The following is a 19,721-nucleotide window of genomic DNA, read 5'->3' as shown; positions in this document are numbered from 1 at the left end:
CCATGCTCGACGTACGCGGCCTGAAGAAGGTCTACGAGGGATCCGGACGCCGCGTGGAGGCGGTACGCGACCTCACCTTCACCGTCGACGCGGGTGAACTGGTCTGCCTCGTCGGCCCGTCGGGCTGTGGCAAGACGACGCTGCTGAAGTGCATGGGCGGTCTGCTCACGCCGACCGGCGGTGAAGTCCTGCTGGAGGGGCGGAAGGTGAGCGGCCCGCCGCCCGGGATGGCGTTCGTCTTCCAGGAGTACGGGCGCAGCCTGTTTCCGTGGATGCGGGTCGGCGAGAACGTCGAACTCCCCTTGAAGCAGAAGGACTTGAGCAAAGCGCGGCGCCGGGAGCTGGTGCGGGACGCGTTGGAGTCGGTGGGGCTGGCGGATGCCGTCTCGGCGTATCCGTGGCAGCTGTCCGGCGGGATGCAGCAGCGGGTCGCCATCGCCCGGGCGCTGGCGTACGAGCCCCGTGTGCTGCTGATGGACGAGCCGTTCGCGGCGGTGGACGCGCAGACCCGGGCCGATCTGGAGGACCTGGTCCGGGGGCTGTGGCGGGAGCGCGGCATCACGATCCTGTTCGTCACCCATGACATCGACGAGGCGGTCTATCTCGGCGAGCGGGTCATCGTGCTGTCCGCCTCGCCCACCGTCGTCCAGGAGCAGCTGAAGGTCGATCTGCCCGCCGAGCGCGACCAGTTGCACACCCGGGTGGACGCGCGCTTCGCCGAACTGCGCACCCATGTGTACGAGCAGATCCAGGCGGCGAAGCGCGGGGTTCCCGAGGACGCGGTCACGAAGTCGGATACGCCTCCACCTCGCTGAACCGGCCTGCCGACCGGGGTTGACGCTCACGGACAGCCGCAGGCCGCACAGGTAGCAGTAGGCGGTGGCGGTGGCGCCGACGACCGTGTCCGGGTTGCCCCGGCCCAGGCTGGGGCCCGTCGACGGTGGTGTTCTTCGCCGCGTGGCCGCGCGAGGAACACAAGCCGGTTGCGTACCGCGTCAACGGTCTCCGCGGGCGGCCCACATGCCGCGCACGTGTCCGAGGTGGCGGGTCATGACCTCGCGTACGGCCTTGTCGTCGCGGGCGATCAGTGCGTCGAGGAGTTCGAGATGCTCCTCGGCGGAGGCCAGCAGCCGGCCCGCCTCGACCAGCGCGGTGAGGCCGTAGAGACGGGAGCGTTTGCGCAGGTCGCCGACGACCTCGACGAGGTGGGCGTTGCCGGCGAGGGCGAGCAGGCCGAGGTGGAAGCGGGTGTCGGCCTCGACGTACGCGATGAGGTCACCGGAGACGGCGGCCTGGACGATCTCCCGGGCGGCGGGGCGCAACGCCTCCAGGGAGACCTTGTCGGCGGTCGTGGCCAGCTCCACCACCGTGGGGATCTCGATGAGGGCGCGAATGTGCTTGTACTCGTCGAGCTGTTTCTCGGAGACCGCGGTGACCCGGAAGCCCTTGTTGGGGACGGTGTCGACCAGGCCTTCCTTGACCAGGTCCAGCATGGCCTCGCGCACCGGGGTCGCCGAGACGCCGAAGCGGGCGGCGAGGGCCGGCGCGGAGTACACCTCGCCGGGGAGCAGTTCCCCGGCGATCAGCGCGGCTCGCAGGGCGTCGGCGACCCGCTCGCGGTAGCTGCTCTTCTTGCCGCCCAGGGTGGGCAGCGCCGGGCCGGCTGCGGCGGGCGGGGCGCTGGTGCGCTGGGCGGCCATGGGTCTCCTAGCTGTGCAATGTCACGCGTTACGCGCCTCATTATCCTCGACGTTCACAGCACGAACCCGGCCGGGAACGGATCCGACGGATCGAGCAGGTACTGCGCGGTGCCGGTGATCCAGGCACGGCCGGTGAAGCTGGGCAGGACGGCCGGCCGGCCCGCGACCTCGGTGGTGCCGAGGAGGCGGCGGTGAACCGTGTCCCGATGAAGGACTCGTTCACGAACTCGGTGTGCAGGGGCAGTTCACCGCGGGCGTGCAACTGCGCCATCCGCGCGCTGGTGCCCGTGCCGCAGGGCGAGCGGTCGAACCAGCCGGGGTGGATCGCCATGGCGTGCCGGGAGTGGCGGGCGGTGGCGCCGGGGGCGATGAGGTGGACGTGGTGGCAGCCACGGATGGACGGGTCCTCGGGGTGCACGGGCTCCTCCTCGGCGTTGATCGCCGCCATGAGGGAGAGTCCCGCCTTGAGGATGTCGTCCTTGCGGGAACGGTCGAAGGGCAGCCCGAACTCCTCCAACGGCGCGATGGCGTAGAAGTTGCCGCCGTATGCCATGTCGTATGTCACCGTGCGCCCGTCGGCCAGTGCGATCTTGCGGTCGAGGGCGACGGAGAAGGAGGGCACGTTCTGGAGGGTGACCGCCTTCGCGGCGCCGTCCTGAACCGCCACCTCGGCGACGACCAGGCCCGCCGGGGTGTCGAGCCGGATCGTGGTGACCGGTTCGACGACCTCCACCATGCCGGTCTCGACGAGCACGGTCGCCACGCCGATCGTGCCGTGCCCGCACATCGGCAGATAGCCGGAGACCTCGATGTAGATCACGCCCCAGTCGCAGTCGGGGCGGGTGGGCGGCTGGAGGATCGCGCCGCTCATCGCCGAGTGACCGCGCGGCTCGTTCATCAGGAGCTGCTTGATGTGGTCGCGGTGCTCACGGAAGTACAGGCGCCGCTCGTTCATGGTCGCGCCCGGGATCGTGCCGATGCCGCCGGTGATGACGCGGGTGGGCATGCCCTCGGTGTGCGAGTCGACGGCGTGCAGGACGAGTTTGCTGCGCACGGGCCGGCCTCCTTTGCGATCAGTGGGGTGCGGTCACGCGAGCCCTGCGGCGACGGCCTGCTCGGTGTCTGCGCGGATCGCGGCCTCCTGCTCGGGCAGCAGGGGCACCCGTGGTGGACGGCAGCGTCCCCCGTGACGGCCGACGATGTCCATGGAGAGCTTGATCGCCTGCACGAACTCGACCTTGGAGTCCCAGCGCAGCAGCGGGTGCAGCTGCTCGTAGAGCTTCTTGGCGGTGCCGAGGTCGCCGCCGACGGCCGCGCGGTACAGCTCCACGGTGGACCTCGGCAGCGCGTTCGGGTAGCCGGCGACCCAGCCCTTGGCGCCGGCGATCGCGAGTTCCAGCAGGACGTCGTCGGCACCGATCAACAGGTCGAGTTCCGGGGCGAGTTCGGCGATCTGGTAAGCGCGGCGGACGTCGCCGGAGAACTCCTTGACCGCGTGGATGTACCCCTCGCCGTGCAGCTTGGCGAGTAGTTCGGGGACGAGGTCGACCTTGGTGTCGATGGGGTTGTTGTACGCCACGATCGGGATGCCCGCCTCGGCGACCGCCGCGTAGTGCGACAGCACCGAGCGCTCGTCGGCACGGTAGGCGTTGGGCGGCAGCAGCATCACGGACTCGCAGCCCGCGTCGCGCGCCTGCTCGGCCCAGCGGCGGGACTCGGCCGAGCCGTAGGCGGCCACGCCCGGCATCACCCGCGAGCCGCCGATCGCGGCCACCGCGGTCTCCACGACCTTCGCCCGCTCTTCGGGGGTGAGGACCTGGTACTCCCCGAGGGAGCCGTTCGGCACGACGCCGTCGCAGCCGTTCTCGACGAGCCAGGCGCAGTGCTCGGCGTACTTGTCGTGGTCGACGCGGAGGTCGTCGTCGAGCGGGAGGGCGGTGGCGACGAGGACGCCGCGCCAGGGGCGGTGGTCGGTCATGAGGTTCCTCTCTCCGTGGCGATGTCGTGTTGCCGGGCGAGCACACCGAGCGGTACGGGTCGCGCGAACGGCCGCCGGGACGGGGTGAGTTCGCATCCGGCGAGTCCGGCGACCGCAGGCCCGCACACACGTCCCTGGCACCAGCCCATTCCGGCCCGGGTCAGCAGTTTCACGGTGCGGACGTCGCCCGCCCCGAGCTCGTCCACGGCCTCGCGGACGGCCCCGGCGGTGACCTCCTCGCAACGGCAGACGAGGGTGTCGTCGGTGACCTGGTCGCTCCAGTGCGCGGGCGGCGGGTACGCGGCGTCGAGGGCGGCGGCCAGCCTGCGAAGTCTCGTACGGGCCTTGGCGGCCGGCGCCCACTGCGCCGGGTCGGGTTCGGCGCCCTTCAGGCGTGCGGCGATCGAGCGTCCGGCGATGTGTCCCTCGGCCAGGGCGAGGGCCGCGCCGCCGATGCCGGTGGACTCGCCCGCCGCCCATACGCCGGGCACATCCGTGCGCTGCTCGTCGTCGACGGCCACCGTGAGGCCGTCCAGGCGGCAGCCGAGGGTCTCGGCGAGGTCGGTGTGCGGGAGCATCCCGTGTCCGACCGCGAGGGTGTCGCACGGGAGGTACCGCCCGGTGCCGGGGCGGGCCCGCCCGTCGGTGTCCAGCGCGGCCACGGTGACACCGGTGAGCCGCTCGTCGCCGTGGGCGCGGACGACCGTATGGCGGGAGAGGAGGCGGACGCGGTGACGCAGGAGGCGGGCCGCGTATCCGGCGCCCTCGGGAACCTTGCCGGCCAGCGCCCGCCCGTGCCGTACGAGGTCCTTGGGGCCTGCCGCCTCGACGAGCGCCGCGACCTCGACGCCCGCCGCCGCGAGCCCGGTCGCCACGGGCAGCAGCAGCGGCCCGGTCCCGGCGACGACCGCTCTGCGCCCCGGCACCACGAGCCCGCCCTTCAGCATGGCCTGGGCACCGCCGGCGGTGACGACACCGGGAAGGGTCCAGCCGGGGAAGGGAAGCACCCGCTCGTAGCCGCCGGTGGCAAGGAGTACGGCGTCGGCGCGCACGGCGAGGGGCTCCTGCTGCTCGGGGCCGAGCAGGGCGTGCACGGTGAGACCGCCGGAGTCCCGTTCCACGGACCAGACATGATGATCCGTCAGCAGCTGGACCGCGCTCCCGGCCAGACCGTCCTTCAGCCGTTCCCAGGTTCGCCACTGGTGGTGCAGGGCCTCAGGCCGCCGTGCGCGCAGACCGGACGCGGGCTGACGGTAGAACTGCCCGCCCGCTTCCGTCGCCGAGTCGACGACCGCGACCGTCACGCCCTGTGCGGCGCCGCCAGCGCCGCGGCGAGTCCCGCCGGACCCGCGCCGATCACCGCGAGGTCAGCCATCGTGCCCCGTCCCCTCCTGCGTGCGGATGACGTCGCCCGGGTGCAGGGGCACCAGACAGGCCCGCTGGTTCGGGCGGTCGTTGACGGTGACCAGGCAGTCGAAGCAGACGCCGATGCCACAGAAGACGCCACGCGGGCGCCCCTCGCCCCGAGTGCTGCGCCACGACGTGATCCCGGCCGCCCAGAGCGCGGCGGCGACCGTTCGGCCGGGCAGTGCCTCGGTCTCGCGGCCGTCCAGGGTGACCGTGAAGGCCGGGCCCGGGTGGGCGTCGGCAAGCTCCAGAGGGGTTCTCATACGGCCTCCTCGGCGAAGCGGTCGGGGCGAAAGGGCGTCAGGTCCAGGTCGGGGGCCTTCGCGGTCAGCGCCTGCGCGATCAAGTGACCGGTGCCGGTGGCGAGTCCGATGCCGGCGCCCTCGTGACCGCAGGCGTGGTGCAGGCCGGGAACCCGGGGGTCGGGCCCGATGGCGGGCAGGTGGTCGGGCATGTACGGGCGGAAGCCCAGGTAGGCGCGCATCGCGTGCACGTCCGACAGGAAGGGGAACAGCCGCGTCGCGCCCGCCGCGAGCGCCCGTACGACGGGCAGGGAGAAGCTCCGGTCGAAGCCGACCCGTTCGCGGCTCGACCCGATCAGGATCGGTCCCGCCGCCGTGCCCTCGACGACCGGCGAGGTCTGCAGCGCCGCCGCATCGCTGGCCACGTCGGCCACGTAGTCGGCGGCGTACACCTTGTGGCGGACCAGGCGCGGCAGTGGCTCGGTGACCAGGACGAAGCCGCGCCGCGGGAGGACGGGGAGGTGGACGCCCGCGAGTGCGGCGAGCTCTGCGCCCCAGGTGCCGGCCGCGTTGACGATCGCCGGGGCGTGGATGTCGCCCCGGTCCGTGCGGACCCCGCGCACCGCGCCGTCCGGCGTGCGCAGGACGTCCGTCACCGTCCGGCCGGTGAACAGGCGGGCACCCGAGGCGCGGGCGAGGTGGGCGGCGGCCAGGGCGGGCATGACCTGGCAGTCCTGGGGGTAGTGGACGGCGCCGGGCAGGCCGGGGGCGAGATGGGGTTCGAGTTCGTACAGCGCGTCACCCGCGACCGGTTCGGCGACTACCCCCGCGGCGCGTTGTCCGTCGGCGAACCGCTCCAGCGCCGCGAGCCCGCCCGGGGACGAGGCCACGACGACACCGCCCTTCGCCTCGTACTCGACGGGCGCCCCGGACTCCAGCGCCAGTTCGCCCCACAGGCGGCCGGACAGCAGCGCGAGGTCGAGCTCCGGGCCCGGTTCCTTGTCGGAGACGAGGATGTTGCCCTCGCCGGCGCCGGTCGTGCCGCCGGCCACCGGGCCGCGGTCGACGAGGATCACGTCGAGGCCCGCCCGAGCCGCGTACAGCGCGCAGGCAGCGCCCACCATCCCGGCTCCGACGACCACGACGTCGCAGGTCAGTCGCTCGGTCACATCAGTACTATGTCACACAGCACACCTGGAGGGAACAGTCCCGCGCCGTCTCCTCGCAGGAACCGGGCAGCGCGCTGACGGGGCGCCGTCGGCGACCTGAACGCCGACGGTGCCCCGGTCAGTCCTCGGGGGCGGGCACCACGCGCAGGTGGGCCGCGGTGCGGCGGGCCGCGCGCGTCCTGGACCGGTCGCGGCGCACCTCGCGCAGCACCAGCGTCAGCCGGGTGTAGCCGATCTCCTGCAGGGTCCTGGGCGTCTCGTCGACGACCCGGCATTCGGTCGAACCCCAGCGCGGGTCGGGGTGCAGCAAGGGACGGACGGCGCCGTCATGGGCGACGGCCCGCTCGCCGACCGCGCGGATCCAGTGCGGCAGGCCCTGCCGGTAGGCGGCCTCCATGATCGGATCCTGGGCGATCTCGCGGCGGATGGCCTGCAGCCCGTGGTCGTGTCCGTGCCGCTCGACGGCGGCCGCGAAGTGGGCCAGCATCGGCAGGCACCAACTGGACTCGTGCTCACCGAGGACCGTGCCGGCGTCCGGGTGGAAGAGCACGAACCTGAGGAAGTTCTCGTCGGGCATGGCCGTGGGGTGCGGGCCCACGCCGCGGAAAAGTGACGCGAAAGCGGTGTTCGCCAGAACGACGTCCCAGCGGTGGTCGAGGATGACGGACGGGAAGGGCACGGCCTCCAGGAGGGTGGCGTAGTCCCGTAGGTACGCCTGGGCCTCGGGACTCTCGGGGGCGGGCCGCGGTACGGACCGCTGCCCACCTGCCTGATATGCCATCGGGAGGTCACCCCTCTTGCCTATGCGGCCTTCACGCGGCGTCTTGATCCTGCTGCCCCGGTCCGAGGCGTGTCAACTATCGTGGCATTTCATGCCTGTTGACGGCTGAAATTGGCCACAGTTGTGGCGAGACCTGGATGTGAGTTCGAACCAACCGGTAATGTCCGTCAGGTTCACGGCAACCGTTTGTGAGAAGCCTGTGAGAGACGTAGGAGTTCTGTCGGTGACGGATGGCTTCGAGGGTTCGGCCGCCACGCCGACGGCCGCACTGCCGGCCGTCGTCGCTCGTGTCACCGCGCTCGCCGACCGGCTCGGTGTGGCCCACGCGGAGGTCTTCGCCACCGGCCGCCTGTCCGCCGCCTCCGGCGTCCCGGAACCCGTGGTCAGGGCCCTGCTGAGCGGTCGCCCGGCGGGCGAGCCGGACGTCCAGGCCCGTTTTCTGCAGCGCCTCGACCTCCTGCGCCGCACCCGCCTGAAGCCTAACGGCCGCAAGTACACCCAGCAGGAGATCGCCGACGGCGCCGGCATGTCGCGCCAGCAGGCAGGCGCTCTCATCAACGGCGACCGGCGTCCCACCATGGAACACTGTGACGCTATCCAGCGTTTCTTCCGCGTGCACGCCGGATTCCTCACGGCTGAGGACCCCGAGGCGCTCGCGGGCGCCCTCCAGCGCACCGAGCAGGACCTGCTGCAAAGACTCGCGGAGCGCGAGGCGGCCCAGGCCGCCGAGGATCCGCTGGAGAAGCTGCTGCAGGACCACGGCGTGCGCGGAATCGCCTGGCGGGCCGCCCAACTGCCCACCGACCAGCACCGCGACAAGGTCGCGGAGTGGCTGGACATGCTCTTGGAAAGCGTCAAGCGGCCCGAGTCGTGATCCGGAGGGCAAAACCGGGGAAGAACGGGAGAACTGTGGGCACTGGTAGGGAAATGCGCCGCCTGTGCGGCGAGTTGGTCGCGGAGCTGACGCTTCCCGCGCCCGCGGCGCCCGAGCAGCTGTACGGCGCCCTGTGCGACGCGATGAGCAGACGCCGCGGCCGGCCCGTCCTCTTCCGCACGGCCGCCTTCCCGCCCGGCACGGCCAGCGGGCTGTGGCTCGACATGGCCGACCAGGACCTCGTCGTGATCGAGGAACGCACCGCCCCCGACCATCAGTTGGTGATCCTCGGCCACGAGCTGTGGCACATGAAGGCCGGCCACTGCAGCCACAGCGTCGAGGGCGCCACCGTGGCGGCCCGCCTCCTCGACGACGAGGCCGACCTGCGATCGACGGTCCTGAAGGTCGCCGCCCGCAGCCACTTCGACCAGGCCGAGGAGAAGGAGGCCGAGACCTTCGGTCTGCTCCTGGCCAGCAAGTGCCGTGCGTGGCTGGCGGTTTCGTCGGTGCGGGGACAGCGGGACCATCTTGCGGGGCGGATCGAGGCGTCACTGGGTTACCTCGGTCCACAGGGCTGACGAGGGCGCGTCGGGCCGGGTCGGCCCCTCGGGTCAGGTCGCGCTGCGTTCGCTCGCCTCCCGCAGGTCCCGTTCCACCGCGCGCGCACGGTCCGTGTCCGGCTGACCCGCCGCCGTGCCGGGCCGCCCCGCTCGCAGCAGCTCCCGCCAGTTCTCCCGGCTCCAGTCGGCGGGGTCCGTGCCACTGGTGAACTCCTCGACCAGGGTGACGAAGCGGGCCGGGTCGGTGTGGAAGGGGAAGTGGCCCGCCCCTTCGAAGATCTCCAGCCGGCTGCCGGGCATCGCCTCGTGCGCGCCGTAGGCGTGCCGCACCGGTACGACGCTGTCCCGGTCGCCCCACAGCAGCATGGTCGGCATGCCCTCGGTCAGATAGCAGCGGTCCAGCATGGTGACCACCTGTCCGCGCCAGTCGACGACCGCCCGCAGGGTACGGATGAAGGCGTTGCGCGAGGTCTCGTCGGGCAGGGCGTCGACGAGGTTGAGCAGTTCCGGCGCGTCCTGGCCGAGGTCGGTGTCCAGAAGCCTCATCAGGCGTACCGCCAGCCCGACTTGGAGCCGCATGCCCGGCAGCCGCAGTGTCGACAGCATGAGATCGGCGCCCGGCAAGGAGACCAGCCGCAGCACCGGATTGACCTCGCGGCCCACCCCGCCCGCGCTGACCAGGATCAGCCGCTCCGTCCGCTCGGGGAACTGGTAGGCGAACTGCATCGCCACTCCCCCGCCCAGCGAGTGCCCGACCAGTGTCGCCGACTCGATGCCGAGCGCGGTGAGCAGATCGCGCACGCCGTTCGCGTACGCGGCCACCGAGTAGTCGGCGCGCGGCTTGTCCGACGCACCGTGGCCGAGCAGGTCGGGCGCGATCACGGTATGCGTACGGGCGAGGTCGGGGATCAGCTCGGCCCAGGTGTCGGAGGAGTCCCCTATGCCGTGGATCAGCACCAGCGCCGGCCCCTCGCCGGCCATCCGGAAGGCGCGCCGGTAGCCGTGCACGACGCGGTACTGCAACTCGAGTTCCCCGTCGCCCACCGGACGCAGCCGTACGGTGCGCGCCGGGCGCCGTCGTGGGACGTCGACCACGCACTCGCCTCCGTTCCTGTACGCGTTCCCCGGCCGCGAGAGTGCGACCGAAAGCCCTTCCTTCCAGCGTAGGACGGCTTTCCCACAAGGGATTTCAGGGAGGTTTCGCCTCCGCTAAGCGGGCGAACCGACGCGTGGACGAACCCGATTGTCAGTGGTGGACGGCAAGCTGGTGATGCGCCCTCATATGCGGGGGCGTGACGCGACGACGCCGACTTGGGGAGAGCCGACCGATGCCCACCGCCGTACTGACCGACCGCGAGCGCACCGCCGTCCAGGCCTATCTGCGGCTGTTGCACACCGTACGAGCCGCGTTCGACGGTCCCCCCGGCTCCCGCCGACCACCCGTCGTCCCGCCCTCCGTCCTCGCCGAGGCGGAACAGGCCCTGGCGGACGCGGGACTGAGCGGCAACGAGGAGGAGTTCTTCCGGCTGTTGCAGAGCTGGTGCCCCGCGGAGCCCTAGCGCAGCGCAGGCGGACCGCCGGGCACGCCCTCGGGGGCCCGGGGGGCCGGGGCGGCTCAGCTGTGCGGCACGCTCACCGCGGTCGCCACCAGCCCCCGTTGGACCGTCCACCGGCCCTCGAAGAGGTCGAGCCGGCGGTCGCCCACCACCGGGCCCGGCACGAGGAGCCGGGCCCGGAAGCCGCCGCTGTGCTCGTCGCCGGGGCCGGTGAAGACGTCGATGTCGGCCTCGGTGAAGTCCAGCCACTTCCCGGTGAGGGGGAACCATGCCTTGTAGACGGACTCCTTGGCGCTGAACAGGAGCCGGTCCCAGTGGATGCCGGGGTGCTCGCCGGCCAGCCGGCGCAGCCGCTCCGCCTCGGCGGGCAGGGCGACGGCGGGCAGGACGCCCTCCGGGAGCGTCCCGTGGGGTTCGGCGTCGATACCGACGGAGGCCAGGTCGGCGACGCGGACCAGCGCGGCGGCGCTGTAGCCGTCGCAGTGGGTCATGCTGCCGGCCAGCCCGGCCGGCCAGCCCGGGGCGCCGCGTTCGCCGGGCAGGATCGGCTGCGGCGGCACGCCGAGCTTCTCCATGGCGCGGCGCGCGCAGGAGCGTACGACGGCGAACTCCCGGCGGCGCTTGTCGACCGCCCGGGCGACGACCGCCTCCTCCTCGGGGTACAGGACCGTGTTCGGGGGCTCCTCGTCGCCGTACGCCTCGACGGTGACGACCGCGTCCGGCAGCAGTTCCTCGATCAACGCGCCCCGTCCTCCCTGGGCAGAATCCGGCGCAGCCGTCCCGGCGGCTGCTGTCGCTTGCGCCACTCGCGGGGGTATCCCACCGACACCTCCTCGAAGCGGACGCCCTCGTGCCAGGTGGTCCGCGGGATGTGCAGGTGGCCGTAGACCATGGTCTCGACGCGGAACCTGCGGTGCCAGTCGGCGGTCAGCCGGGTGCCGCACCACATGGCGAACTCGGGGTACCACAGGACGTCCATCGGGTGCCGGTCCAGCGGATAGTGGTTGACGAGGACGGTGGGCAGGTCCTCGGGCAGTGCGGCGAGCCGGCGCTCCGTCTCGGCGACCCGGGCCTCGCACCAGGCCTCGCGGGACGGGTACGGGTCGGGGTGCAGCAGGTACTCGTCGTTGCACACGATCCCGGTCCCGTGCGCGTACTTCAGCCCCTCCTCCTTGGTCGTGCAGCCGGAGGGCAGGAAGGAGTAGTCGTACAGCAGGAACAGCGGCGCCACGGCCACCGGGCCGCCGGGGCCGTCCCAGACGGGGTAGGGGTCCTCGGGGGTCGTCACGCCGAGTTCCCGGCACACCTCAACGAGGTGCTGGTAGCGGGCTACACCGCGCAGGGTGACGGAGTCCTTCGGGTGGGTCCACAGTTCGTGGTTGCCGGGTGCCCAGACGACCTTGCGGAAACGGCCGGCGAGCGTCTCGAGGGCCCAGCGGATGTCGGCCACGGTCTCCGCCACGTCGCCGGCGACGAGCAGCCAGTCGTCGTCCGAGTCGGGGCGCATCTTCTCGACGAGCTCGCGGTTCTCCTCGTAGCCGATGTGCAGGTCACTGATGGCCAGCAGCTGTCCGGCACCACCGGCCGTCGACGTCACCCTCGCCCCTTTCGATCACACGGATGACACCACGAGAACACAGAGTGCCGCGCCGGTACAAGGCGGGATCTCGTCGGCGGTCCGACAGGGCGGTGCGGGGCCGGCCGGGGTGGTCAGAAATGATCCGCAGTTCCGTAACACGTACGTTGCACGCGGCACCCTTTGAAAGCCGTATGATCGCCCCAACACCACCGCCATGAACGTCCCTTCGCACGGGGCGGTTTGGTGTACCTCCAACCACCCTGCCCGGGCACGGGCCTGCTTTGCCCTGCCCGCGAACCCGAAAGGACGGCCCTGCATGGTCTCTCGCGTACGCGTCTGGCTCAACCGCACGTACGCGGAGAACGTGTTCTTCATGGATCAGCTGCGGAGAAATCCCAGCGATCGGGCCGTCGAGATCCATGCGACGCACGGGGACGCCGACTCGCCCGTGCTGGCCGCCGCCGACACCGCCGAGCTGGAGCCTGAGGGCCTGTCCCCGGCCGCGTACGTCGAGTACGCCCTGGACCAGTGCCGGCGCCGCGGCATCGACGTGTTCGTGCCCCGGATGCAACAGTCGGCGATCGTGGCGCACCGCGCGGAGTTCGAGGCGGCCGGTACGGCGCTGCTGGCGCCGCCGCCCCAGGCCGTGGCGGTCTTCCACGACAAGGTGATCGCGTACGAGGCCGTGCAGGCGATCGGGGTGCCGGTACCGCCGTGGTGGCGGGTGCGCACCGCCGACGAACTCGTCGCCGCCGTCGAGGAGTTGGAGGCAGGCGGCTACAAGGCCTGCTTCAAGCCGGCGTCCGGTGCGGGTGGGGTGGGCTTCCGTATCATCACGCGCGCCCCCTTCTCGCTGACGCACCTCACCGGGTTCCCGACGCCTTACGTGCAGCTGGATCTTGTGGTGGACGCGCTGCGGCAGGCCGACGAGCCGGTGGACTGGCTGGTCATGCCTCGGCTGGAGCAGCCGGAGGTGTCGGTGGACTGCCTCACCGGTCCCGACAACCGGGTCCGGCTGTCGATCGGCCGGGTCAAGAACGGTCGCCGCCGCGGGTTCACACTCCAGGAGCAGTGGCTGGAGCCGGCGCGGCTGATCGCGGAGGGGTTCGGGCTGCACTATCTGTCCAACATCCAGTTCCGGATGTTCGGGGAGACGCCGGTGCTGATGGATGTGAACACGCGGCCGGCCGGCGGCTTGCACCAGCTGTCGCTGTGCGGGGTCAACGTGCCCTGGCTCGCTGTGCAGTTGGCGCTCGGCGAGGATCCGGGGGTGGTGGCTCCGCCGTTCCTCGGACAGGACTACACGGTGGTTTCGGGGCCGCGGCCGCTGCGGGCGGTTTCCATTCCGCAGCAGCGGGCGGAGGTCGAGGAGCCGTTGTTGCCGGCGATGCCCGCGCCGGCGTCGGTTGATTCAGTCGGTGCGACTGGGGCGGCTCAGGTCCTGCCGCTTTAGGTTGTCCGCCGGGCGCGGGTCGTCTGTGGCTTGTCGCGCCCACGCGGCGGAGCCGCATATCGACACAGCCCCGCGCCCCTTGGGGCCTTGACCAATCCCGGCGTCATCCCTTGACAGCGGGATTGGTCCATACCAACTTGGTTGGCGCACCACACCGCACCTCGTGCACTCCCGAACACCCCACACTTCCCAGGGAGATCGCGTGCGCAACCAACCCCTCGGACGCCTCAGACGGCGTCTTCTCGCCCTGCTCGGCTCCGCCGCTCTCGCGCTCACCGGAGCCGTCGCCCTTCCCGGTACGGCCCATGCGGCCAACGTCCTGTCCAACGCCGGCTTCGAGTCGGGCGGGCTCTCCCCGTGGTCCTGCACCGGCAACCTCGGCTCGGCCGTCTCCTCCCCCGTGCACGCCGGCTCCAAGGCCCTTGCGGGGGCGGTGAGTTCGAGTGACATCGCCCAGTGCGGCCAGACCGTCTCGGTCCAGCCGAACACGCCGTACACACTCAGCGGCTGGGTGCGCGGGTCCTACGTCTACCTCGGGGTGAACGGCGGGGCCTCCACCTGGACGTCGTCGCCGTCGGCGTACAGCCGGCTGTCGCTGTCCTTCACGACCGGGGCCTCCCAGACCAGCGCCACCGTCTACGTCCACGGCTGGTACGCCCAGGGCACCTACTACGCCGACGACATCAGCCTCGACGGGCCCGGTGGCGGCGGTTCGGACAGTCAGGCGCCGACCGTGCCGGGCAGTCTGCGGTCGACCGGCAAGACGTCGTCGAGCGTGTCGCTGGCGTGGAACGCCTCGACGGACAACGTCGGGGTGACGGCGTACGACATCTACCGCGGGTCGAGCCAGGTACTCACCGTCTCCGGTACGAGTGCCACGGTCGGCGGCCTGTCGCCGAGCACGAGTCACACCTTCACGGTGAAGGCGCGGGACGCGGCCGGAAACGCGTCGGCGGCCTCCAACGCCGTGACCGTCACGACGGACGCGGGCGGCGGTGGCGGTACCGGCTTCAAGCAGGCCGCGCCCTACCTCTACCTCGGTTGGGGCGACCCGCCGAGCGCGACCTCGGTGATGAGCGCGACCGGCATCAAGTGGTACACGATGGCGTTCATCCTGTCCTCCGGCGGCTGCAACCCGGCCTGGGACGGCCAGCGCCCGCTGACCGGCGGCAACGACCAGAGCGTCATCAACTCCGTCCGCTCGGCGGGCGGTGACATCGTGCCGTCGATCGGCGGCTGGAGCGGCAACAAGCTCGGGCCGAACTGCTCGTCGGCCCAGGCGCTGGCGGGTGCCTACCAGAAGGTGATCGACGCGTACGGGCTGAAGGCGATCGACGTCGACATCGAGAACACCGACGAGTTCGAGAACGCGACCGTGCAGGACCGGATCCTGGGCGCCCTGAAGATCGTCAAGGCGAACAACCCGGGACTGCGGACCGTCCTCACCTTCGGCACCTCGACGACCGGCCCGAACTACTGGGGCAACCGGCTCATAGAGCAGGCGAAGGCGCTGAACGCGGACATCGACGTCTTCACGATCATGCCGTTCGACTTCGGCGGCGGCGCCGACATGTACGGCAGCACCGTGAACGCGACGGAAGGGCTGAAGAACAAGCTGAAGTCCACCTTCGGGTGGGACGACGTCACGGCCTACGCCCACATCGGCATCTCCGGCATGAACGGCCTGTCCGACCAGCAGGAGCTCACCTCACCCGCGACCTGGACCCAGATCCGTGACTGGGCGAACTCGCACCACATCGCCCGCCTCGCCTTCTGGTCGGTCAACCGCGACCGGCCGTGCCCGGGCGGCGGCGTGACGAGCAACTGCTCCGGGATCAGCCAGAGCAACTGGCAGTTCACATCCATCACGGCCGGGTTCACCGGCTGAGGCCGCGTTCGCCCGCGCCGGGAAATTTTTTCCCGGAGGGTGTATCAGGGCGCGGACAGCGCGCTCATAAGAGTGAAAGGCAACGGGGAAGCACGGGGGACAACGGGGGAAGCACGGGGGAAAGCACCACAACGGGGGAAGCACGGGGACTTCGGGTCGACCGGCGCTGTCACGGGGGCAGCGGCCGGCCGGCCCGAAGGTGCGTCTCAGGGGCAGGGGTCAGAAGCGGCCCGCACCCCGGTACAGCTCCAGCTCCCCGTCCAGTTCTACGGCGAGCACCGTGGCGTGCGGGTCGAGGTCCGCCCCGGTGGGCGGTTCGATCCAGAGCACTCCCGGCGTTTCGTGCAGGCCGCCGGTGATGCGGTGGGCCAGTTCGGTGCCGCTGCCGAGGACCGTGACCCGGCGTACCGAACCGAGCAGCCCGCGTACGTTGATCTCGGCGCGCGGGGCGTCGAAGAGGATCAGGTACAGGGTGCGGCGGTCCTTCGAGAGGGTGCTCGGGCCGTAGTGGTGACCGGGCGGGAGGCCGCGCTCGGTGCCGTACACCGCCTCCGCGTGCCCCGCGATCCACTCGCCGAGCCCCTCCAGGCGCTCGACCTGCTCCGCCGGGATCGTGCCGTCCTCGCGCGGCCCGACGCTGAGCAGCAGATTGCCACCGCCGCCGATCGTCTCCGTGAAGTAGCGGATCAGCTGGTCGACCGACTTGTGGTTGTGGTCGTGGTGCTGGTGGCCCCAGGAGTCGTTGACCGTCAGGCACAGCTCCCAGGGGCCCTCGGGCGGGACCACCGGGGCGCCCTGTTCGGGCGTCGCGTAGTCGCCCTCGCTGAGCATGCGGGCGTTGAAGACGACGTCCGGCACCTCGGAGCGGATCAGCGCGGCCAGCTCGGGGATGCGCCACTGCTCCTCACTGCGGTCCCACTCGCCGTCGAACCACAGCAGGTCCGGCTGGTAGCGAGTGGTGAGTTCACGGATCTGGCCGTCCCGGTAGGCGAGGAAGCGTTCCCAGGCGTCCAGGTCCTCGTCCTCGGCCGCGACCTCGGAGTACCGGTTGTCCTCCAGCTCCGGCGGGCGGCCGGGCCTCCGCGTGGAGGCGTAGTCGGGGTGGCTCCAGTCCGAGTGCGAGTAGTAGAGGCCGACCTTGAGGCCCTGCTCGCGCAGGGCGTCCGCGTAACCGCCGATCAGGTCGCGGCCCACGTTCAGGTCGCCGTGGGCGGTGTCCCACAGGGCGACGCCGTCGTGGTGGCGGCTGGTCAGCACGGCGTACCGGGCGCCGGCCGCGCGAAGAGCTTCGCCCAGTCGCGCGGGTCGTAGCGGGACGCCGTGAAGCGGTCGAACTGGGACATGTACTGGTCGTACGGGACGATGTCGTCGTAGAACGACCAGGACTCCTGGACACCGTCGACGGCGTAGATGCCCCAGTGGATGAAGATCCCCAACTTGGCGTCGGCGAACCAGGGTTGCATGGGCACCCGCGCTCAGCTCCCTTCCGCGCGCCGCAGGCGCAGGGTGAGGACCTGGAACGGGCGCAGGGCGACCGCGACCCCGCCGTCGCCTGTGACGTCCGCGTCCTCAAGCGGGCGCTCCAGCAGGTCGGTCACCTGGGCACCCGCGAGCGGGAAGCCCGTGCGCACGACCCCGCTCGCGCGGCCGCCGCCGGACTCGTAGAGGCGTACGACGACGTCGCCGGACCGGTCGTCGGCCAGCTTGACCGCCTCGACGGTGACGCCGTTGCCGTCCACCGAGACGACCGGCTCGGGCGCGCCCGCCGCATCCGCCACCCGCACGGGGAGGTTGAGGGCGTAGCCCTCGGCGACGGCGTCCTCGATGCTCGCGCCGGGGAGCAGGGAGTAGGTGAAGCGGTGCTTGCCCTGGTCGGCCTCGGGGTCCGGGATGCGCGGGGCGCGGACCAGGCTGAGGCTGACCCGGGTCGTCGTACCGCCGTCCTCGCGGACCGTGCGGGAGACGTCGTGGCCGTACGTCGAGTCGTTGATGACGGCGACGCCGTAGCCGGGCTCGGCGATGTGCACCCAGCGGTGGCCGGAGACCTCGAAGCGGGCCGCCTCCCAGCTGGTGTTGGTGTGGGTGGGCCGCTGGATGTGGCCGAACTGGATCTCGGCGGAGGAGTGCGGGGCGCGGATGTCGACCGGGAAGCCCGCCTTGAGGATCTTCTCCGCCTCGTGCCAGTCGATCTCGGTCTCGAAGTCGATGCGGGGGCTGTCGGCGCGGACGGTGATGGTCTGGGTGACCTTCGAGCCCTTGCCGAAGGAACGCGTGACGCGGATCGCGCCGCGCAGCGGGTCCTCTTCGACGACGGCCACCGCGTCGGCGTCCAGCAGATCCGTGTAGCGGTTCTTGTAGTGCTTGTCGATGTCCCAGGCGTCCCAGTAGTTCGGCAGGTCGGTGTGCAGGCGCAGGAGGTTGCCCTTGTCGGCGAGCACCTCGCGGTTCGCCCGCAGATCGAACACGGAGGACAGGGTGCCGTCCTCGGCCACCTCGACACGCACCAGGCCGTTGTCGAGGACCCGGTCCCGCACCTTCACCGACTGCGCGGGCTCGGCACCGGTCAGCGGCGCGCTGCCGCTCGCGGGCACCTGGACGTACGCCGGTGCGCCGTCGGGGGTGCGGACGACCTCGGCCCGGTCGAAGGGGCTGGTGTTGAACACGCGCGTGCCGTCGGCGCCCAGCGCGGTCACGGCCTCGGCGGTCAGCGCCTCCAACTCCTCGGCCACACGGGCGTATTCGGCCTCCGCCTCACGGTGTACCCAGGCGATCGACGAACCCGGCAGGATGTCGTGGAACTGGTGCAGCAGGACCGTCTTCCACAACCGGTCCAGCTTCTCGTACGGGTACGCGTAGCCCGGCGCGTGCAGTGCCGCCGTCGTCGCCCACAACTCGGCCTCGCGGAGCCGGTGTTCGGAGCGGCGGTTGCCCTGCTTGGTGCGGGCCTGCGAGGTGTAGGTGGCGCGGTGCAGCTCCAGGTAGAGCTCGCCGACCCACACGGGAGCGTCCGGGTACTCCTCGCGGGCTTTGGCGAAGAACTCGTCCGGGTGCTCGACGACGACCTTCGGGGAGCCCTCCAGGTCGGCGAGCCGGCGCGCCCGCTCCATGATCTCGCGGGTGGGGCCGCCACCGCCGTCGCCCCAGCCGAAGGGGGCGAGGGAGCGTGTGCCGCCGCCCTTCTCGGAGTAGTTGCGGACGGCCCGGTCCATCTCCTCGCCGCTGAAGCGGGCGTTGTAGGTGTCGATGGGCGGGAAGTGGGTGAAGATGCGGGTGCCGTCGATGCCCTCCCACCAGAAGGTGTGGTGGGGGAACTTGTTGGTCTGGTTCCAGGAGATCTTCTGGGTCAGGAACCACTCGTTGCCGGCGAGCTTGGCCAGCTGCGGGTAGGCGGCGGTGTAGCCGAAGGAGTCCGGCAGCCAGACGCCCTTGGTCTCGACGCCGAAGTGCTCGATGAAGAACCGCTTGCCGTGGACGAGCTGGCGGGCGATGGCCTCGCCGCCGGGCAGGTTGCCGTCGGCCTCGACCCACATGCCGCCGACCGGCGCCCACTGGCCCTTCTTCACGGACTCCTGGATCCGGGCCCACACGTGCGGGTAGTTGTCGCGCACCCACTCGTACTGCTGGGCCTGCGAGCAGGCGAAGATGAAGTCGTCGTACTCGTCGGCCAGGGACGTGACGTTGGAGAAGGTGCGGGACGTCTTGCGCTTCGTCTCCCGGATCGGCCACAGCCAGGCCGAGTCGATGTGGGCGTGGCCGACACCGGAGACCGTGTGCGCGCTGGCGTGGGCGGGCCTGGCCAGCGCCGGGGCGAGCACCTCGCGGACGGCGGCGGCGCTGCCGGAGATGTCGTCGAGGTCCAGGGCGTCCATGGCCCGGTCCAGGGTGTGCATGATCTCGTGGCGGCGCGGCTCGTGCTCACCGAGGTGGACCATGAGCCCGCGCAGCACCTGGAGGTCGAGGTCGAGGTGCCAGACCTCCTCGTCGAGGACCGCGATGTCGGCGCGCTGGAAGGTGTAGAGGGGCTTGTCCCCCGCCGTGAGGACGTCGCCGAGCGGGGTGGGGGCCGAGAAGTTGTTCGCCAGGATGTCCGGGTTGGACGCCGCCTCGACCAGGTACTCGATCGTCTCCCCGCCCGTCGCCGGGTTGGCGATCGGCACGTACTGGTTGAGGGGGTTGACCGCCTTCAGCGGCGTGCCGTCCAGCAGATGCACCAGCGCCTCGGCCTGGTTGCCGGGCCAGTCGCCCACGAAGCCGAGGTCGATCACGGCCTCGACCCGCCGGCCGGCGAACCCGGCCGGCACCTGGCCGCGCATCCGGAACCAGGTGGTGCCCCAGGGCGGGCCCCACGGGGTGTCCATGGCGAAGGGCTCGTACGGCGCGGCGGCGGCCTGAGCGAAGGGCACCGGCTCTCCCGGCGCCTGCCAGGCCTCGACCTCGAAGGGGACGGTGGCCGCGTAGATCGCGGGCTTGATGCGCTGGTCGTGGAGGCGCTCGACGCGTTCTTCGATCCGGCGGCGTTCGTCGTGCATGAGGG

The 19,721-nt window shown here is 71.4% G+C and carries 15 protein-coding genes and 3 pseudogenes; 6 read left to right on the top strand and 12 right to left on the bottom strand.

What is annotated here, in order from left to right; genetic code table 11:
• Positions 1–2: 2 nt before the first annotated feature.
• Positions 3–815, top strand: a complete 813-nt coding sequence (locus AB5J49_RS40860) for an ABC transporter ATP-binding protein (protein ID WP_369173930.1) — start codon at positions 3–5, stop codon at positions 813–815.
• A 180-nt stretch (positions 816–995) separates the two neighbouring features.
• Here AB5J49_RS40860 and AB5J49_RS40855 read toward each other — a convergent pair whose 3' ends face one another.
• The 7 genes and pseudogenes from AB5J49_RS40855 to AB5J49_RS40825 all read right to left on the bottom strand — a co-directional run bounded on the left by AB5J49_RS40855 (position 996) and on the right by AB5J49_RS40825 (position 7,277).
• Entirely contained in the window at positions 996–1,700 is a 705-nt protein-coding gene (locus tag AB5J49_RS40855) for a GntR family transcriptional regulator (RefSeq protein WP_369173929.1), read from the bottom strand.
• Between the two features lie 53 nt (positions 1,701–1,753).
• Positions 1,754–2,754 (bottom strand): annotated as a pseudogene (locus AB5J49_RS40850) (proline racemase family protein).
• 33 nt (positions 2,755–2,787) lie between these two features.
• Positions 2,788–3,678 carry a dihydrodipicolinate synthase family protein gene (locus AB5J49_RS40845; RefSeq protein ID WP_369173928.1) on the bottom strand — a complete coding sequence of 297 codons (891 nt, stop codon included), beginning with the start codon at positions 3,676–3,678 and terminating at the stop codon, positions 2,788–2,790.
• Positions 3,675–5,053: pseudogene (locus AB5J49_RS40840) on the bottom strand (FAD-dependent oxidoreductase). The gene AB5J49_RS40845 and the pseudogene AB5J49_RS40840 overlap by 4 nt, the downstream one beginning before the upstream one ends.
• Entirely contained in the window at positions 5,046–5,348 is a 303-nt protein-coding gene (locus AB5J49_RS40835; protein ID WP_369173927.1) for a (2Fe-2S)-binding protein, read from the bottom strand. Before AB5J49_RS40835 ends, AB5J49_RS40840 begins: the two are co-directional and overlap by 8 nt.
• Positions 5,345–6,496 (bottom strand): NAD(P)/FAD-dependent oxidoreductase, encoded by a 1,152-nt coding sequence (locus tag AB5J49_RS40830; protein WP_369173926.1) that lies wholly within the window; start codon positions 6,494–6,496, stop codon positions 5,345–5,347. Before AB5J49_RS40830 ends, AB5J49_RS40835 begins: the two co-directional genes overlap by 4 nt.
• Before the next feature lie 118 nt (positions 6,497–6,614).
• Positions 6,615–7,277, bottom strand: coding sequence for a hypothetical protein (locus AB5J49_RS40825; protein WP_369173925.1), 663 nt, complete (start codon positions 7,275–7,277; stop codon positions 6,615–6,617).
• 223 nt (positions 7,278–7,500) lie between these two features.
• On the opposite strand from AB5J49_RS40825, the gene AB5J49_RS40820 reads away from it, so the two are divergent.
• Positions 7,501–8,151, top strand: a complete 651-nt coding sequence (locus AB5J49_RS40820) for a helix-turn-helix domain-containing protein (RefSeq protein WP_369173924.1) — start codon at positions 7,501–7,503, stop codon at positions 8,149–8,151.
• A 53-nt stretch (positions 8,152–8,204) separates the two neighbouring features.
• Positions 8,205–8,729, top strand: a complete 525-nt coding sequence (locus AB5J49_RS40815) for a toxin-antitoxin system, toxin component (protein ID WP_369175423.1) — start codon at positions 8,205–8,207, stop codon at positions 8,727–8,729.
• A 33-nt stretch (positions 8,730–8,762) separates the two neighbouring features.
• Here the strand turns inward: AB5J49_RS40815 and AB5J49_RS40810 are convergent, their stop codons facing one another.
• Complete coding sequence (locus tag AB5J49_RS40810) at positions 8,763–9,806, bottom strand: alpha/beta fold hydrolase (RefSeq protein ID WP_369173923.1); 1,044 nt, start codon at positions 9,804–9,806, stop codon at positions 8,763–8,765.
• A 233-nt stretch (positions 9,807–10,039) separates the two neighbouring features.
• On the opposite strand from AB5J49_RS40810, the gene AB5J49_RS40805 reads away from it, so the two are divergent.
• Positions 10,040–10,270 (top strand): hypothetical protein, encoded by a 231-nt coding sequence (locus AB5J49_RS40805; protein ID WP_062698425.1) that lies wholly within the window; start codon positions 10,040–10,042, stop codon positions 10,268–10,270.
• 56 nt (positions 10,271–10,326) lie between these two features.
• Here AB5J49_RS40805 and AB5J49_RS40800 read toward each other — a convergent pair whose 3' ends face one another.
• A complete protein-coding gene (locus tag AB5J49_RS40800) occupies positions 10,327–11,007 on the bottom strand; it encodes a 4'-phosphopantetheinyl transferase (protein ID WP_369173922.1) in 681 nt (226 codons plus the stop codon).
• Positions 11,004–11,864, bottom strand: coding sequence for a metallophosphoesterase (locus tag AB5J49_RS40795; protein ID WP_369173921.1), 861 nt, complete (start codon positions 11,862–11,864; stop codon positions 11,004–11,006). Before AB5J49_RS40795 ends, AB5J49_RS40800 begins: the two co-directional genes overlap by 4 nt.
• Positions 11,865–12,162: 298 nt before the next feature.
• Between AB5J49_RS40795 and AB5J49_RS40790 the strand changes: the two genes are divergently transcribed.
• Together AB5J49_RS40790 and AB5J49_RS40785 are read left to right on the top strand one after the other, a co-directional pair.
• Entirely contained in the window at positions 12,163–13,299 is a 1,137-nt protein-coding gene (locus AB5J49_RS40790; protein WP_369173920.1) for an ATP-grasp domain-containing protein, read from the top strand.
• Between the two features lie 202 nt (positions 13,300–13,501).
• On the top strand, positions 13,502–15,187 hold the full coding sequence (locus tag AB5J49_RS40785) for a carbohydrate binding domain-containing protein (RefSeq protein WP_369173919.1): 1,686 nt from the start codon (positions 13,502–13,504) through the stop codon (positions 15,185–15,187).
• A gap of 219 nt (positions 15,188–15,406) precedes the next feature.
• On the opposite strand, the pseudogene AB5J49_RS40780 reads toward AB5J49_RS40785, so the two are convergent.
• A pseudogene (locus tag AB5J49_RS40780) lies at positions 15,407–16,650 on the bottom strand (alpha-L-fucosidase).
• A 12-nt stretch (positions 16,651–16,662) separates the two neighbouring features.
• Positions 16,663–19,716: an alpha-mannosidase gene (locus tag AB5J49_RS40775; protein WP_369173918.1), complete on the bottom strand. Its 3,054-nt coding sequence runs from the start codon at positions 19,714–19,716 to the stop codon at positions 16,663–16,665.
• Positions 19,717–19,721: the final 5 nt, after the last annotated feature.

The organism is Streptomyces sp. R28, from assembly GCF_041052385.1.
Lineage (GTDB): Bacteria > Actinomycetota > Actinomycetes > Streptomycetales > Streptomycetaceae > Streptomyces.
The sequence above is the reverse complement of the archived record's forward strand: the minus strand, read 5'-3'. Positions and strand labels throughout refer to the sequence as shown.

What these genes read in the sequence shown, in the direction of transcription:
- AB5J49_RS40860 (WP_369173930.1), top strand. Translation starts at nt 3, where the DNA reads ATGCTCGACGTACGCGGCCTGAAGAAGGTCTACGAGGGATCCGGACGC.
- AB5J49_RS40855 (WP_369173929.1), bottom strand. Translation starts at nt 1,700, where the DNA reads ATGGCCGCCCAGCGCACCAGCGCCCCGCCCGCCGCAGCCGGCCCGGCG.
- AB5J49_RS40845 (WP_369173928.1), bottom strand. Translation starts at nt 3,678, where the DNA reads ATGACCGACCACCGCCCCTGGCGCGGCGTCCTCGTCGCCACCGCCCTC.
- AB5J49_RS40835 (WP_369173927.1), bottom strand. Translation starts at nt 5,348, where the DNA reads ATGAGAACCCCTCTGGAGCTTGCCGACGCCCACCCGGGCCCGGCCTTC.
- AB5J49_RS40825 (WP_369173925.1), bottom strand. Translation starts at nt 7,277, where the DNA reads ATGGCATATCAGGCAGGTGGGCAGCGGTCCGTACCGCGGCCCGCCCCC.
- AB5J49_RS40815 (WP_369175423.1), top strand. Translation starts at nt 8,205, where the DNA reads ATGCGCCGCCTGTGCGGCGAGTTGGTCGCGGAGCTGACGCTTCCCGCG.
- AB5J49_RS40805 (WP_062698425.1), top strand. Translation starts at nt 10,040, where the DNA reads ATGCCCACCGCCGTACTGACCGACCGCGAGCGCACCGCCGTCCAGGCC.
- AB5J49_RS40790 (WP_369173920.1), top strand. Translation starts at nt 12,163, where the DNA reads ATGGTCTCTCGCGTACGCGTCTGGCTCAACCGCACGTACGCGGAGAAC.
- AB5J49_RS40775 (WP_369173918.1), bottom strand. Translation starts at nt 19,716, where the DNA reads ATGCACGACGAACGCCGCCGGATCGAAGAACGCGTCGAGCGCCTCCAC.